The organism is Aquimonas sp. (assembly GCF_044377145.1).
GTDB lineage: Bacteria > Pseudomonadota > Gammaproteobacteria > Xanthomonadales > Xanthomonadaceae > Aquimonas.
Map to the genome: position 1 here is coordinate 36,028 of NZ_JBILJQ010000016.1, position 15,261 is coordinate 51,288.

The following is a 15,261-nucleotide window of genomic DNA, read 5'->3' on the forward strand; positions in this document are numbered from 1 at the left end:
CGAATTCAGCCCTGACTTTCGGCAGGGGAGCCCAGTTCCAGACAGGCCTGCTGCAGGCCCCGCTCGGCGGCAGCGCGGACCGGGGCGAAGCTGCGGCGGTGTGCACTGCAGGGGCCGAGGGCCTGCAGCGCGGCGAAATGCGCGGGTACCGGATAGCCCTTGTGCGCAGCAAACCCGTAGCCGGGGAAGCGGCTGTCGAGCTGCAGCATGGCGCGATCGCGGCTGACCTTGGCCAGGATCGAGGCGGCACCGATGGCGGGGTCGCGGGCATCGCCGCGCACCCAGGCTTCGCCGGGGCAGGGCAGCCCAGCGGGAACGCGATTGCCATCGATACGCACCAGTGTCGGCGCCGTCGTCAGTCCGCAGCAGGCGCGCCGCATGCCTTCCAAGGTGGCGCGGTAGATGTTGAGCGTATCGATCTCGGCGGGTTCGATGAACTCGATCCGCCAGGCGCAGGCGCGCTCGATGATGAGGTCGAACAGCAGCTCGCGCCGGCGCTCGCTGATCTGCTTCGAATCGCCCAGGCCTTCGATCGGGCGCGCCGGGTCCAGCAGGACGGCGGCCACCACCAGCGGGCCGGCCAGCGGGCCGCGTCCGGCCTCGTCCACCCCGGCGATGCCGGGCGTGCGGGCGCTGCAGGGTGGCTCAGCGAGCATCCAGCAGCTCGGCGATCACCGCTGCGGCGCGTTCGCTGCCGCCGCAGCGCAGGCTGCGATGGATCTCCTCGAAACGCAGAGTCTGGCGGCGCGCTGCAGCCGGGTCGGTCAGCAAAGGTGTCAGGGCCTGCAGGAGTTGCGCGGGGTTGCAGTCGTCCTGCATGCATTCGGGCACCAGACGCTCGCCGGCCAAGGCATTGGGCAGGCTGAAACGGTCAACCTTGAGCAGCTTGAGTGCGCGCACGAAGCGATAGGTCAGCCCGCTGATGCGGTAGGCCACCACCATCGGCGTGCGCGCCAGCAGCGCCTCCAGGGCGGCCGTCCCGGAAGCCAGCAGGACGACATCGGCGGCGCACAGCAGCTGCTGCGAGCGGCGGTCGATCACCCGGATGCGCGGTGCCTGCGGCGCGGCCTTGAGCAGCGCCTCGAACGCCGCGCGACAGGCATCGGTGGCCATCGGTGCGATCACCTGCAGCTTCGGCAGGCGATCCTGCAGCAGGGCTGCAGTTGCGATGAAATCGGCGCCAATGCGGCGGATCTCACCGAGCCGGCTGCCCGGCAGCAGGGCCAGCACCTGGGCGTCCGGGTCGATTCCGAGTTGCGTTCGAACGACTGCGCGCTCAGGCGCAAGCGGAAACTGGTCGGCCAGCGGGTGGCCGACGAAACGCGCGTCGACACCGAACTGGGCATAGATCGGCGGCTCCATCGGGAACAGGCACAGCACGCGATCCGCGCTGGCGCCCAGTTTTGCCGCGCGGCCACTGCGCCAGGCCCACACCGAGGGGCTGACGTAGTGCACGGTGCGCAGGCCAGCCGCTTTCAGGCGGCGCTCCAGGCCCAGGTTGAAGTCGGGTGCATCGATACCGATGAACACGTCGGGTTTGAGCGCCAGCAGGCGCGCCCGCAGCTGCCGGCGCAGCTTCAGCAGACGCGGCAGGTGGCGCAACACTTCAAAGATGCCCATCACCGCCAGTTCGCTGGCGTCCCACCAGAGCTCCATCCCCTGCACGCGCATCTGCGGGCCGCCGATGCCGACGAAATGGGCATTTGGGAAGCGCTCGCGCAGGGCGACGATCAGATCCGCACCGAGCAGATCGCCGGAGGACTCGCCGGCAACCAGGGCGATGATCGGCCCGCCCGCGGGTTCCATCAGCGGATCAGGCTGCGCGTGCTGGCGTCGATGAAGTCGACCAGCAGGCTCAGGTCGGGCGCCTCCGCGGATTCTGCAGCGATCTTCGCGCGTGCCTCAGCCAGCGGCAGACCCGCCATGTAGATCGTGCGATAGGCGCGTTTGATGCCGGCGATGCGCTCGGGCGTGAAACCGCGGCGCTTGAGCCCTTCGCTGTTGATGCCGCGCGGTTGTGCGTATTCGCCGGCTACCATCACGTAGGGCGGCACGTCGCGATTGACCGACGCGCCCATGGCGGTAAAGGCGTGGTCGCCGACCTTGCAGAACTGGTGGATCAGACTGAATCCGCCGAGTACCACGTGATTGCCGATGTGCACATGGCCGGCCATCGAGGCGGCATTGGCGAAGGTGTTGTTGTTGCCGATGCGGCAGTCGTGCGCGATGTGCACGTAGGCCATGATCCAGTTGTCATGGCCGATGCGGGTGATGCCGCCGTCGTCGGCGGTGCCGCGGTTGATGGTGACGAACTCGCGGATCAGGTTGCGTTCACCGATCTCCAGCACGCAGTGCTCGCCGTGGAACTTCTTGTCCTGCGGATCACCGCCGACCGCGGCAAAACTATGGATGCGGTTGTCTTCTCCGAGCCGGGTCGGGCCGTGGATCACCACGTGCGAATCGATGCGCGTGCCGGCGCCGATTTCCACATGCTCGCCGATGACGCAGAAGGGGCCGATCTCTACCCCTTCGCCGAGCTTCGCACCCGGATGGATGACGGCGCTCGGATGAATGCTCATGCCGAGCGCTCCGCGCACAGGATCTCCGCGCAGGCGACCTGCTTACCGTTGACCCGGGCAACGCATTCGTACTTGCCCATGCCCAGGCGCATCCGCGTCTGCACCGATTCCAGCACCAGCTGGTCGCCGGGCACCACGGTCTGCGAGAACCGAGCCTTTTCGATGCAGGCCAGGTAGAACACGGGCTCCTCACCCTTGGGCTTGGGGGGGTGCGAAAGCTGGGTCAGCAAGCCGGATGCCTGCGCCATGGCTTCGATCACCAGCACACCAGGCATCACCGGATGCCCAGGGAAATGGCCCTGGAAGAACGGCTCGTTGATGCTGACATTCTTGATTGCACGGATGCGCTTGCCGGGTTCGAGCTCGATCACCCGGTCCACCAGCAGAAAGGGATAGCGGTGGGGCAGGATGCCCATGATCCGGGTCACGTCGACCGGCAGGCTGGGCAGGTAAGGCTCGGTCATGGGCTTTCAGGCGTCCTTGTTGTCTTTGTTGTCTTTCATGATTCGGCGCGCCAATGCATCGAGCTGCCTGAAGCGGGCCGCGTTGCGGCGCCACTGTCGGCTTTCCTGCAGAGGCACGCCGGAAGAGTATTGGCCGGGCGTATCGATGGAATGGGTGACCAGCGAGCGCGCGGTGAGGGTGACCTTGTCGCACAGGGTGAGGTGGCCGACGATGCCGACGCCACCGCCGATCAGGCAGTAGCGGCCGATTTTCGCCGATCCCGCGATCGCGGCGCTGCCCGCGACCGCCGTATGGTCGCCGATCTGCACGTTGTGGCCTATCTGGACCAGGTTGTCGATACGGACGTCATCGCCAAGTCGGGTGTCGTCGAGCGCGCCGCGATCGATGCAGGTGTTGGCACCGATCTCACAGTCGCTGCCGATGACCACCCCGCCCAGCTGCGGCACCTTGATCCAGCGGCCGCCGTCCATCGCCAAACCGAAGCCATCGGCGCCAAGCACCGCGCCCGGATGCACGAGGACGCGCGCGCCCAGTCGGACGCGGGTGACCAAGGTGACGCGTGCGACCAGCCGCGCATCGACCCCGACCACACAGTCATCGCCGATCACGCAGCCCGGCCCGAGGCTCGCGCCACGTTCGATGCGCGAACGCGCACCGATCACGCAGTGCGGCCCCACGGAGACGCCCGCATCGATCAGCGCTGCAGGGTCGATCACCGCGCTTGGATGGATGCCAGCCGGCGTGTCGCTCGGGGTTTCAAACAGCGCAGCGATACGGGCGAACGCCACGTACGGATCCTTCGCCACCAGGGCAGGGCACGGACTGGCCGCCGCATCCTCAGCGCGAAGCACCACGGCACCCGCTCGGGTCTGCAGCAGTTCGCGCCGGTACAGCGGATTGGCCAGAAAGCTCAGCTGCCCGGACTGCGCGCCGGCCAGGGTCGCGACTCCGTGGATGAGGCACTCGCCGTCGCCCACCCACTCGAGTCCGAACCGCTCAGCCAGCGAGTGCAGGGTGAACCCGGCCGTGCTCACGGCTGCGCCTCTCCCGGAGCATCCTGCTCCAACAAATCGAGCACGCGATCGGTGATGTCGATTCGACCGCTGACATAGACAGTGCCGCTAGACACCACCAGATCCAGATTGTTGGCCCGCGCATATTCAGCGATGGCGTCATTGATCAGGGGCCAGGCACGGCTGGTTTCCTGTTCGCTGCGAGCATCGAGATCACTGCGAAGGCGGTCGCGGGTGCGCGCGACTGAGCGCTGCAGGGGTGCGATTTCGCTCTGCAACGCCCTGGCGGCTTCGACATTACCGGCCAGCTCGGCGTCGCGACTGCGCTGCTCAAGCTCGCGCAAGCGCAACTCATCTTCGCGTAGCAGACCGTTGGCGGCGTCGAACTCGCGCTGCAGACGCAAGCGTGCGGCGCGGACCTGCGGCGAGTTGTCGATCAGCCGCTTCATGTCGACATAGCCGACCCGCGTACCCGTCGTCGATTGCCCCAGCACGGGCGAGGCGGCAGTCAGCGCGAGCAGTAGTGCGCACACCCACTGCAGGCAGCACCGCCCGCGCAGCCGGTCAGGCAGGCGGGCGGTGGGTTCGCGCCGAGGCATCGTCATCGCGCTCAGGCCAGGTGTCGGTTGTCAGTCGTCCTCAGAACAATGTGCCGAAGGTGAACTGCAGCTTTTCGACCCGATCTTTGTCGCGATCGAACTTCAAGGGCTGCGCCCAGCTGATGATGATCGGGCCGATCGGCGCCTGCCATTGCAAGGCGAGGCCCGCACTGGCGCGCAGCTCGCTGGTGCTGAAGTTCTTGGTGCTGTCGAACACGTTGCCGACATCGACAAACGCAGACACGCGGGCCGAGTTGGAATCGAGCAGGGTTGGAAAGATGAACTCCAAGCTGCCGACTGTCTTCAGCGAGCCGCCCAGCGGCTGCGGGTCAAGCGGGCTCAGCCGCCCGAAACCGGCCGGGCCGAGGGTGTTGGTCTCGAAGCCGCGAACGGAGCGTTCACCACCGGCGTAGAAGTTCTCGAAGAAGGGCAGGCCGTCCGCGGTCACGGTGCGCGTTACGAAAGTACCGTCCGCGTTGCGGAGCTGCTCACCGTTGGCGCCAACGGCAATCACAGGGCGCGACACGGCATCGCCGTAGCTGTCGCCGTAGCCGATATCAGCACGCGTCAGCAACACCAGATGCCGGCCCAATGGCCAGTAGCGGTTGAACTCATAGCTGAGCTTGTAGTACTCGACCGTCGAGCCCGGCAGGGTGACCTCAGCGGCGACGCGCTGGAAGGTGCCGCGGGTCGGGTTGAAGAACGCGTTGGTGCTGTTGCGCGACCACGAGATCTCCGAGCGCCATGCGTTGAATGTGCGGCGGTTGAGCGCATTGATGTAGTCGATGATCGACTGCGGAGTGAAGCCCTCGAACGGCGTGATGCTGTTGCGATCGATACCGAAAGTGAGGCCCACAGTATCGGTTTCGGTGATCGGCAGGCCAAAGATCGCACGCAGCTGGCCGCTGTCGGAAGTGAAGTTGGCGGTGTTGGAGTCGCCCTGGTCCAGCTCGCGGTAGCTGAGGTTGTAGCCCACCGACACGCCGTCTTCGGTGAAGTAGGGGTCGAAGTACGAGAAATCGATGCGTTTGACGAAGGCGTTGTTCTGGACCGTCGCGCCGATCTGGTTGCCGGTGCCGAAGAAGTTGTTCTGGGTCACCGACACGGTGGTGATCAGGCCCGCGTACTGCGAGTAGCCGAGGCCGAACTGGAAGCTGCCGGAAGTACGTTCGGTGACGCTGATCTCCACGTCCACCTGATCGGTGGTGCCGGCGACTGCCGGCGTGTCGATGGTGACATCATCGAAAAAGCCCAGGCGCTGCAGGCGGATCTTGCTGCGGTCGATCGCCGCCTGCGAGAACCACATGCCCTCGAACTGACGCATCTCGCGGCGCAGCACTTCATCCGAGGTGCGCGTATTGCCCTTGAACACGATCCGCCGGACATGCACACGCTGGCCGGGCTCGACCACGAAGTTGATCGACACCGTGCGATTTTCGCGGTTGATGGTCGGCACCGGATTCACGCTGGCGAACGCGTAACCGACATTGCTGAGTGTGTTGGTCATGGAATCGGTGGTGAACTCGACCAGGCGGCGCGAGAAGGTCGCGCCCTCGCCGATGAACACCAGCTTCTCCATTTCCTCCACCGGAATGATGGTGTCGCCGCTGACCTTCACATCGGAAACCGTATAGACCTCGCCCTCGCTGACGCTGGCGGTGATGTACATGTCGCGCCGATCCGGGCTGATCGAGACCTGGCTGGACTCGATGTTGAAATCGATATAGCCGCGGTCGAGGTAGAACGATGTCAGCTTCTCCAGATCGCCGGAGATCTTCTCGCGCGAGTACTGGTCGTCCTGACGGTACCAGGACAACCAGTTGCTGGTGCCGGATTCCCACTCATCAAGGATCTCTTCATTGCTGAAGGTGTTGTTGCCGACCAGGTTGAGGTGGCGGATCTTGGCGGCCTTGCCTTCCTTGACTTCGATCTTTACGTCAACCCGGTTGCGGTCGAGCTGGCTGACCGAGGGCTCGATCGAGACGTTGTACTTGCCGCGGTTGTTGTACTGCCGGGTCAGCTCCTGGGTCACCTTGTCGAGCTGGAGCTGATTGAAGGTTTCGCCTTCGGCCAGGCCGATATTGGTCAGGCCCTTCATCAACTCTTCGGTCTTGATGTCCTTGTTGCCGGACAGGGTGATCGTGTTGATCGCCGGACGTTCGGTCACGGTGATGACCAGGATGCCGTCGCCCTGGCGGTCGAGCTTGACGTCAGTGAAGAAGCCGGTGCGGAACAGCGCACGGATCGATTCGGCAGCCGCCGGGCGATCAATGCGATCACCGCGCTCGACCGGCAAGTAAGTGAACACCGTGCCGGCCGAGATCCGCTGCAGTCCGTCGACGCGGATATCCGAAATGGTGAAAGGCTCGAAACTCTGGGCCGAGGCGCTGGCGGCCATCAGCAGGGCCAGCAGGGGCAGCGCGGTGATTCGGTTGCTCATCGGGTCCGTTTCCGTTCAAAAGAGTCATGCGCCGCCCAGCAAGCTGCCTTGGGCTGCATACAAGCCCCCTCTAGGAGTCCCGACAAGGCCGGGCTCCCCTGTGCGGGGGAAGGGGTGTGCCAGGCAGGCGGGGTGACCTGCAGGGCGGAGGCGTCTTTCCGGCTCAAGAGCTGAATACGCGCAGGATGTCGTTGTAGAAGGCCAGGGCCATCAGACTGCCCAGGACAACCATCCCGACATACTGGCCCGCAATCAACGATTTCTCACTGACCGGCGCGCCTTTGATCGCTTCGATAAGGTAATACAGCAGGTGACCCCCGTCCAAGATCGGTATGGGCAGGAGGTTCATGATGCACAGGCTGAGCGACAGCACGGCCAAGAAGAACAGGAACCAGGCCACGCCGCGCTGGGCGGAATCGTTCGCGAACTGTGCAATCGAGATCGGCCCGGACAGGTTCTGCAGCGAAGCGGCGCCGCTGACCATGCGATAGAGCATGCCGAAGGTGCTGGTGGTCAGGCGCCAGGTTTCGTTGAACGCAGCGCCGGCGGCATCAATCGGGCCAAAGCGCAGCACCGCATCGGGCGTGGCCGCGGTGCGCTCTGCCGCCACGCCGAAAATCCACGTCGCCGCGCCTTCTGCGGTTTCGGTATTGCGCACAGGCTGCAGGCTGAGTTCAAGCAAGCTGTCCTCGCGTTCGACCGATACCACCGCCGGGCGCCCGACTTCGCCAGCGTTCTCGACGTGGGCTGAGATTTCGTCGAAGTAGCCGATCGTCTGGCCATCGATGCTGCGGATACGGTCGCCAGGGCGAATGCCGGCCTGGGCCGCCGGGCTGTCAGCGCTCACTCCACCGACCACCGGCGGCAGCAGGCGCTGCAGTTGAATCAGGCCGATGGCCGGCACCAGCTCGGTTTCCTTCAGGCCTTCCGGCAGGCGGCCCAGGTCGAGGCTGAGGCTGCGGGTGACACCATCGCTGCCCTGGACCTCGATCTCGACAGGCAGCCGGTCGAGCGCCGCACCGGTCAGATGCATGCCGACGTGGGTCCAGGTGTCCATGCTGCGGCCATCGATGGACAGGATCCGATCGCCGCTGCGGAAGCCGGCCTCGGCGGCGACCTTGTCGGCGCGCCCGACCAGCGGCAGATAATCATCTTTGCCAATCAGAAACATGCCCCATAGCAGCAGCAGGCACAGCAGCAGGTTGAACAAGGGGCCGGCCGCGACGATGGCGATGCGCTGACTGACCGGCTTGCGGTTGAAGGCCTGGTCAAGCTCGGCGGTGGGCACATCGGCCTCGCGCTCGTCGAGCATCTTCACGTAGCCGCCCAAGGGCAGGGCGGCGATCACATATTCGGTGCCGTCGCGGCCGACCCGGCTCCACAGTGGTTTGCCGAAGCCCACCGAGAATCGCAGTACACGCACGCCGCAGCGACGCGCGACCCAGTAGTGGCCGAATTCATGGAAGGTGACCAGGATGCCGAGGCTCACGATCATCCACCAGATGGAGCCTAGGATTTCCTGCATGTCCGCCGATGTCGTGAGGAGAGTGGGAGGTTCAAGCGAGCTGCGCCTCGGCATGGTCGCGGACCCGGCGGTCCAGGTCCAGCAGTGCTTCCAGGCCATCGGAACGGTCGCCGGCGAAGCGGTGCAGGCAGCGCTCGATCAGCGCCGGGATGCCTAGGAAGCCCAAACGGCCCTGAAGAAAGCCTGAAACAGCGATTTCGTTGGCCGCGTTCAGGCAGGTGGTGGCCTCAGGGCCCGCGCGCATCGCCTCGAACGCCAGCCGCAGACACGGAAACGCGTCAGTGTCCGGTGGCTCGAAATCGAGCCGGCCAAGGCGGATCAAGTCGAGTGAGCTGACCCCCGCTTCCACCCGCTGCGGCCAGGCCAGGGCACAGGCGATAGCGGTGCGCATGTCGGGCGGTCCGAGCTGGGCCAGCATCGAGCCGTCGAGGTATTCGACCAGTGAATGCACGATGCTCTGTGGATGCACGACGACCTCGATGCGCTCTGCGGGCGCGCCGAACAGCCAGTGCGCTTCGATCACCTCCAGGCCCTTGTTCATCAGGGTCGCCGAGTCCACCGAGATCTTGCGGCCCATGCTCCAGTTCGGATGCGCACAGGCTTGATCCGGGGTGATCCGGGAGAGCTCGTCGCGGCGACGGCCGCGGAACGGGCCGCCGGAGGCGGTCAGCAGCAACCGCCGCAAACCGGGACCGAATCCCGTTCCAACCGCTGGCTGCGGCAGGCACTGGAACAGCGCGCTGTGCTCGCTGTCGACCGGAATCAGCTCAGCACCGCCGCGGCGCACCGCGTCCATCAGCAGCGCGCCCGCCACCACGATCGATTCCTTGTTGGCCAGCAGCAGGCGCTTGCCCGCTTCAGCCGCGGCCAGGGTGGAGCGCAAACCGGCGGCGCCGACGATCGCAGCCACCACGGTGTCGCAGAGCTCGGAACCGGCGGCCTGTTCAAGCGCGAGCGGTCCGGCAGCAGCATCGGTGTTCAGCCCTCGCGCGCGCAGGCCTTGCTCAAGTCGGGGCAACAGCGCGGGGTCGGCAATGATCGCCAGTGCCGGTCGGAAGCGCTCGCACAGCGTCAGCAGTGCATCGACCTGGGTGTGGGCGCTGAGCACGCTGGCCGCGAAACGCTGCGGATGCCGCGCGATGACGTCCAGCGCGCTGGTGCCGATCGAGCCGGTGGCGCCGAGGACAGCGATCCGTCTCATAGACCCAGCCAGATCTTGCCTATCGCAAACACCGGCAGCGCGGCGACCAGGCTGTCGACGCGGTCGAACACGCCGCCGTGGCCGGGGATCAGGCTGCCGGAATCCTTCGCGCCACCCTGGCGCTTGATGACGCTCTCGAACAGATCACCCAATACCGAGGCCAGTGCGGCGAGCGCGGTCAGCAGCAGCAGCGCCGGCAGCTGTGATAGGCCCAAACCGAGCAGTGCGAAACAGACCAGTGCCAGCAGCAGGGCCGCCGCCAAACCACCCCACAGGCCTGCCCAGGTCTTGCCAGGGCTGATGCTGGGCGCGAGCTTGCGGCCGCCGAAACGCGTGCCAGCATAGAAGGCGCCGGTGTCTGCTGCCCAGACCAGGGCGATGGCGTACAGCGCCCAGCGCGGGCCGAAGTCCCCGTCTGCGTGCAGCAGGGCGAGTCCCGTCCAGGCCGGAACGATAAGCAGCAGCAGGATCACCAGTTTCAAGACCCGATGCGCGAGGGTGTCGCGCGCGAGCAGGCGCGGACGCAGCAGCCAGATCAAGGCCGTCAGCCACCACAGGCAGCCAAGCAGGGTCACCAGCGGAAACAGGTTTTGCAGGCTCTGATGCGAAAGCCAGGCCATCAGGGCAGCCGGCGGCAGCAGCACGGCGACTCGACCGAGTGGGCTGGCAATGCCGATCAGCGCGGCCCATTCCCAGGCTGCCAGCAGCAGCAATACCGCCACCAGCGGCAGCAGCAGTTCGGTCGGCAGAAACAACACCGCAGACACAGCCAGCGGCGCCATTACCAGTGCGGTGATGACGCGCTGATTCATGTCGAGGTTTCCTTCAGCTGTTCGCTGGTACGGCCGAAGCGGCGTTCTCGGCTGGCGAAGACGGCCAGCGCTTCCTCCAGTACCTTGGCATCGAGATCCGGCCATAGGGTTTCGGTGAAGTACAGCTCGGTGTAGGCCAGCTGCCAGAGCAGAAAGTTGCTGATGCGCTGGTCGCCGCCGCTGCGAATGAACAGATCCGGCGCCGGCAGCTCCGACAGCGACAGCTCCGCATCGAAGCGGGCTTCATCGATCTGCTCGGGTGTGAGCTCGCCCTGGCTCACCTGCACCGCCATGCGTCGAGCTGCCTGGACGATATCCCAGCGGCCACCGTAGCTTGCTGCGATCGACAGCTGCAGCCCGGTGTTGGCGACTGTCAGTGACTCCGCCTGGCGCATCCGCCGCTGCAGGTCCGGGCTGAACGTCGCGCGGTCGCCGATGAAGCGCAGCCGCACCTGACGTCGGTGCAGCTCCTCGACCTCGCGATCCAGCGCACGCAGAAACAGGCCCATCAAGGCCGAAACCTCGTCCACCGGGCGCTGCCAGTTCTCGCTCGAGAATGCGAACAGAGTCAGCGCCCCGATGCCGCGGGCGATGCAGAAATCAATGCAGAGGTTCACCGCACGCGCCCCGGCACGGTGGCCAAGCGTGCGCGGACGGCCACGCTGCTTGGCCCAGCGCCCGTTGCCATCCATGATCACGGCAAGGTGCCTGGGCAGCTGCGTTGGAGGCGCTGCGGCTGTCGGAGAGTGGTCGGCGTTCATGCCGGGCGGGGTCGGATCGCGCCCGATCAGATCGCCATCAACTCGTCTTCCTTGTGCTTGACCACACCGTCGACCTCTTTGACGAAGCGATCAGTCAGGCCCTGAATGTCGGTTTCGGCGCGACGCTCTTCGTCCTCGCTGATCGTCTTGGCCTTGAGCAGATCCTTCACCTGCTGCAGCGCATCGCGGCGGATGTTGCGGATCGCGACCTTGGCGTTTTCGCCCTCTCCCGACACATGCTTGGACAGGTCGCGGCGACGCTCTTCGGTCAGCGGCGGCAGATTGATGCGGATCACCGTGCCGGCGGTATTCGGGGTCAGACCGAGGTCCGAGCCGTGGATCGCTTTCTCGATCGGACCGACCATGTTCTTCTCCCACGGCGTGATCAGGATCGAGCGCGCGTCGGCCAGGGTGACCGATGCGACCTGGGTCAGCGGCATGTCGGAACCGTAGTAGTTGACCTTCAGATGATCGACCAGGGCCGTCGAGGCGCGGCCGGTGCGCAGCTTGGTCAGCTCGGTGCGCAGCGACTCGACGCTCTTCTGCATACGCGACTGGGTGTCTTTCTTGATGTCGTTGATCATGGGCTTCAGCCTTGCGACGGGCGGTCAATCGGCCGCCGATTATAGGGGGTTGCAGCTCACACACCGCTGCCCGCACTTGCGTTGCGCTGCAGCACGCAGCCGCGCTCAGGCGCCGCGGTCGACCAGGGTGCCGATCGGCTCACCCTGCAGAATCCGCATCAGATTGCCGGGCACGGTCATGTCGTAGATTCGCATCGGCATGCCGTAATCGCGGCACAGTGCGATCGCTGCGGTGTCCATCACCTGCAGATTGCGGGTGATCACGTCTTCGTAGGACAGATGCTCGAAGCGCTTGGCGTCGGGGTTTTTCTTCGGGTCGGAGTCGTACACGCCATCGACCTTGGTGGCTTTCAGCATCAGGTCGGCGCTGATCTCCACCGCGCGCAGCGCGGCGGCAGAATCGGTGGTGAAGAAGGGGTTGCCGGTACCGGCGGCGAAGATCGCGATCCGGCCCTTTTCGATATGGCGCACCGCGCGGCGGCGGATGTAGTCCTCGGCGACAGCGTTGATCTTGATTGCGCTCATCACTCGCGCGTAGCCGCCGAGTTTTTCGATCGCGTCCTGCATCGCCAGCGCGTTCATGATCGTCGCCAGCATGCCCATGTGGTCGCCGGTGACCCGGTCCATCCCGGCGGCTGCCAGGCCTGCACCACGGAAGATGTTGCCGCCGCCGATCACCACGCCGATCTCCGCCCCGGCGCGACTGACGTCGAGCACCTCACGCGCGAGCCCGCTGATGATCTCGGGATCGATGCCGTAGTCCAATCGTCCCATCAGCGCCTCACCGGAGAGTTTCAGCAGGACTCGGCGGTACTTCAGCGGCGCAGTATTCACGGGGCAGGCTCCATCGGCACAAAACCCCCACATTCTAGCGGTTTATGCAGACAAGCGCTTCACTCTTTGGCGCGCACGCCTCGGCTTACCTGCAGCGGTGATGGTACGAAGCCCTCGTCGCAAGCTGCGCTCAGAGCATTTCGAGGTCGCCGAGCGCGCGGATCAGCCGTCGCGCGCGCTTGCTTGGTTTGGATTCCGGCGCCTGATAGCCGGCGCGATCAGCGGCGCGCAGCGCGGCGGCTTCGAGCCGGCGCGTGCGCGATGCTTCGCTTTCGCTGTACAGCGCTTGCGCCACCGGCGCTGGGCCGCGCGTGTCGGCCACGCCCAGCACTTCGATCTCATGGCGATCCCCGGAGCGCTCGATGCTGAGCTTCATCCCGGCGCGCACCGCCCGCGAGGGTTTGCAGGGCTGGCCGTCGACGTGCACCCGGTGCGCCTCGATCTGGGTTTTCGCCAGCGCGCGGGTCTTGAACCAGCGTGTGGCCCACAGCCAGACGTCCAGACGGACGCTGTCCTGTGGGCCGCGCGCCGTGGCCTCGCTCACGCGGAAAGCAGCAGCGCGTTGATACGGCGAATGAAGCCGGCCGGATCTTCCAGCGGCGCGCCTTCGGCCAGCTGGGCCTGCTCGAACAGGATGGCCGCCAGCTGATCGCGACGCTCGCCTGCGGGCTCGGCTTCAAACCGCTGCAGCAGCGGATGCTGCGGGTTGATCTCCAGGCTGGGCTTGGCCGAGGGCACCTCGTGTCCGGCGGCGCGCATCATCCGCTGCAGGTGCAGAGCCATGTCGTATTCCTCCAGCACCAGGCAGGACGGCGACTCGGTCAGGCGCTGCGATACGCGCACGTCCCGCACGCGCTCGCCGAGCGCGGCCTTCAGCGCTTCGGTCAACGGCGCGGCTGCCTTGGCGGCCTCTTCGTGCTTCTGCTTGGCCTCGGCCGCATCGGGCAGGTCGCCGAGATCGAGCTCGCCTTTGGCGATGTTCTTCAGCGACTTGCCGGCGTACTCGCGCAGATAGCCCGACATCCATTCGTCGATGCGTTCGTGCAGCAGCAGCACTTCGATGCCGCGCGCCTTCAGCGCTTCGAGCTGCGGGCTGTGCGCGGCGGCATTCCAGCCGTCGGCACTCAGGAAGTAGATCGAACTCTGACCGGCCGGCATGCGCGAGATGTAGTCATCCAGCGCGAACAGTTCTTCGGCATTGGCGCTCTTGGTCGAGGCGAAGCGCAGCAGTTTGGCGATGCGCTCCAGATTGGAGCTGTCTTCCGACACGCCTTCCTTCAGCACGCCGCCGAAAGCACTCCAGAACGCGCGGTACTTCTCGGGTTCGTCGCGCGCCACGCGTTCCAGCAGATCGAGCACGCGCCGGGTCACCGCGGATTTCAGTTTGTCGATCTGGCGGTTGTTCTGCAGCAGCTCGCGCGAGACGTTCAGCGGCAGGTCGTCGGAATCGACCACACCGCGCACGAAGCGCAGGTAGCTCGGCAGCATCTGCTCGGAGGCGTCCATGATGAAGACGCGCTTGACGTACAGCTTCAGGCCCTTGCGGGTCTCGCGATCGAACTGGAAGTCGAACGGCGCTTTCTCGGGAACGAACAGCAGGCTGGTGAAATTCTGATTGCCTTCGACCCGGTTGTGGGTCCAGGCCAGCGCCTCGTTGAAGTCATGACTGACGTGCTTGTAGAAGGCCTGGTAGTCCTCGTCCTTGATCTCCGTCTTCGGCAGCGTCCACAGGGCACGCGCTTCGTTGACCGTCTCAAGCTCGGCAGTGACGGCCTCGGCGCCGTCTTCGACATCGCCAGCGGGCTTGGCCATCCGGATCGGGAAGCCGATGTGGTCGCTGTAGCGACGGATCAGGCTCTTCAGCGTCCACTCCTGAAGGAATTCGCCTTCCTCGGGCTTCAGATGCAGGACCACCGAGCTGCCGCGTTGCGCGCGCTCGGCCGGTGCCAGCGTGTACTCGCCGCTGCCGTCCGAGGCCCAGGCCCAGGCCTCGTCGCTGCCGGCGCGGCGGCTGATGACTTCCATCCGGTCGGCAACGATGAAACCCGAATAGAAGCCGACCCCGAACTGTCCGATCAGCTGGGCGTCGCCCTTCTGCGCGTCCGACAGATTGGCCAGGAAGGCCTTGGTGCCGGAGCGGGCGATGGTGCCGAGATTGTCGATCAGCTCCTGCCGGCTCATGCCGATGCCGGTATCGCGGATCTCCAGCGTGCGCGCGTCGTTGTCGACCACCAGCTCGATCGCCGGGTCACCGTCAGCGCCCAGCAGGCTGGCATCGGTGACCGCCTCGAAGCGCAGCTTGTCGCAGGCATCGGACGCATTCGAAATCAGCTCGCGCAGGAAGATTTCCTTGTGCGAGTACAGTGAGTGAATGACCAGTTTCAGCACTTCGCGGGTTTCGGCCTGGAAGGCATGGGTTTCGGCGTGGCTCATGGGGTCTCCGATGGC

Annotated in this window: 15 protein-coding genes; all 15 read right to left on the reverse strand. The window is 65.6% G+C overall.

What is annotated here, in order from left to right; translation table 11 throughout:
• Positions 1 to 5: 5 nt before the first annotated feature.
• Complete coding sequence (locus tag ACIQ7H_RS07255; RefSeq protein WP_395789890.1) at positions 6 to 656, reverse strand: ribonuclease HII; 651 nt, start codon at positions 654 to 656, stop codon at positions 6 to 8.
• On the reverse strand, positions 646 to 1,806 hold the full coding sequence (gene lpxB / locus ACIQ7H_RS07260) for a lipid-A-disaccharide synthase (RefSeq protein ID WP_395789891.1): 1,161 nt from the start codon (positions 1,804 to 1,806) through the stop codon (positions 646 to 648). Before lpxB ends, ACIQ7H_RS07255 begins: the two co-directional genes overlap by 11 nt.
• On the reverse strand, positions 1,806 to 2,579 hold the full coding sequence (gene lpxA, locus ACIQ7H_RS07265; RefSeq protein WP_395789893.1) for an acyl-ACP--UDP-N-acetylglucosamine O-acyltransferase: 774 nt from the start codon (positions 2,577 to 2,579) through the stop codon (positions 1,806 to 1,808). Before lpxA ends, lpxB begins: the two co-directional genes overlap by 1 nt.
• On the reverse strand, positions 2,576 to 3,043 hold the full coding sequence (gene fabZ, locus ACIQ7H_RS07270) for a 3-hydroxyacyl-ACP dehydratase FabZ (RefSeq protein WP_395789895.1): 468 nt from the start codon (positions 3,041 to 3,043) through the stop codon (positions 2,576 to 2,578). The genes lpxA and fabZ overlap by 4 nt, the downstream gene beginning before the upstream one ends.
• Positions 3,044 to 3,049: 6 nt before the next feature.
• A complete protein-coding gene (gene lpxD, locus ACIQ7H_RS07275; protein WP_395789897.1) occupies positions 3,050 to 4,078 on the reverse strand; it encodes a UDP-3-O-(3-hydroxymyristoyl)glucosamine N-acyltransferase in 1,029 nt (342 codons plus the stop codon).
• On the reverse strand, positions 4,075 to 4,662 hold the full coding sequence (locus ACIQ7H_RS07280) for an OmpH family outer membrane protein (protein WP_395789899.1): 588 nt from the start codon (positions 4,660 to 4,662) through the stop codon (positions 4,075 to 4,077). Before ACIQ7H_RS07280 ends, lpxD begins: the two co-directional genes overlap by 4 nt.
• Before the next feature lie 34 nt (positions 4,663 to 4,696).
• Positions 4,697 to 7,084, reverse strand: a complete 2,388-nt coding sequence (gene bamA / locus ACIQ7H_RS07285) for an outer membrane protein assembly factor BamA (RefSeq protein WP_395789967.1) — start codon at positions 7,082 to 7,084, stop codon at positions 4,697 to 4,699.
• 175 nt (positions 7,085 to 7,259) lie between these two features.
• Positions 7,260 to 8,621, reverse strand: coding sequence for an RIP metalloprotease RseP (gene rseP, locus ACIQ7H_RS07290; RefSeq protein WP_395789901.1), 1,362 nt, complete (start codon positions 8,619 to 8,621; stop codon positions 7,260 to 7,262).
• 31 nt (positions 8,622 to 8,652) lie between these two features.
• Positions 8,653 to 9,822, reverse strand: a complete 1,170-nt coding sequence (locus tag ACIQ7H_RS07295; protein ID WP_395789903.1) for a 1-deoxy-D-xylulose-5-phosphate reductoisomerase — start codon at positions 9,820 to 9,822, stop codon at positions 8,653 to 8,655.
• Positions 9,819 to 10,634, reverse strand: coding sequence for a phosphatidate cytidylyltransferase (locus ACIQ7H_RS07300; protein ID WP_395789905.1), 816 nt, complete (start codon positions 10,632 to 10,634; stop codon positions 9,819 to 9,821). Before ACIQ7H_RS07300 ends, ACIQ7H_RS07295 begins: the two co-directional genes overlap by 4 nt.
• Entirely contained in the window at positions 10,631 to 11,395 is a 765-nt protein-coding gene (uppS, locus tag ACIQ7H_RS07305) for a polyprenyl diphosphate synthase (protein ID WP_395789907.1), read from the reverse strand. The genes ACIQ7H_RS07300 and uppS overlap by 4 nt, the downstream gene beginning before the upstream one ends.
• 26 nt (positions 11,396 to 11,421) lie before the next feature.
• A complete protein-coding gene (gene frr / locus ACIQ7H_RS07310) occupies positions 11,422 to 11,979 on the reverse strand; it encodes a ribosome recycling factor (protein WP_395789909.1) in 558 nt (185 codons plus the stop codon).
• A gap of 105 nt (positions 11,980 to 12,084) precedes the next feature.
• Complete coding sequence (pyrH, locus tag ACIQ7H_RS07315; protein WP_395789911.1) at positions 12,085 to 12,813, reverse strand: UMP kinase; 729 nt, start codon at positions 12,811 to 12,813, stop codon at positions 12,085 to 12,087.
• A 130-nt stretch (positions 12,814 to 12,943) separates the two neighbouring features.
• Positions 12,944 to 13,357 carry an RNA-binding S4 domain-containing protein gene (locus ACIQ7H_RS07320; protein WP_395789913.1) on the reverse strand — a complete coding sequence of 138 codons (414 nt, stop codon included), beginning with the start codon at positions 13,355 to 13,357 and terminating at the stop codon, positions 12,944 to 12,946.
• Positions 13,354 to 15,246, reverse strand: coding sequence for a molecular chaperone HtpG (htpG, locus tag ACIQ7H_RS07325; protein WP_395789915.1), 1,893 nt, complete (start codon positions 15,244 to 15,246; stop codon positions 13,354 to 13,356). Before htpG ends, ACIQ7H_RS07320 begins: the two co-directional genes overlap by 4 nt.
• Positions 15,247 to 15,261 lie beyond the last annotated feature (15 nt).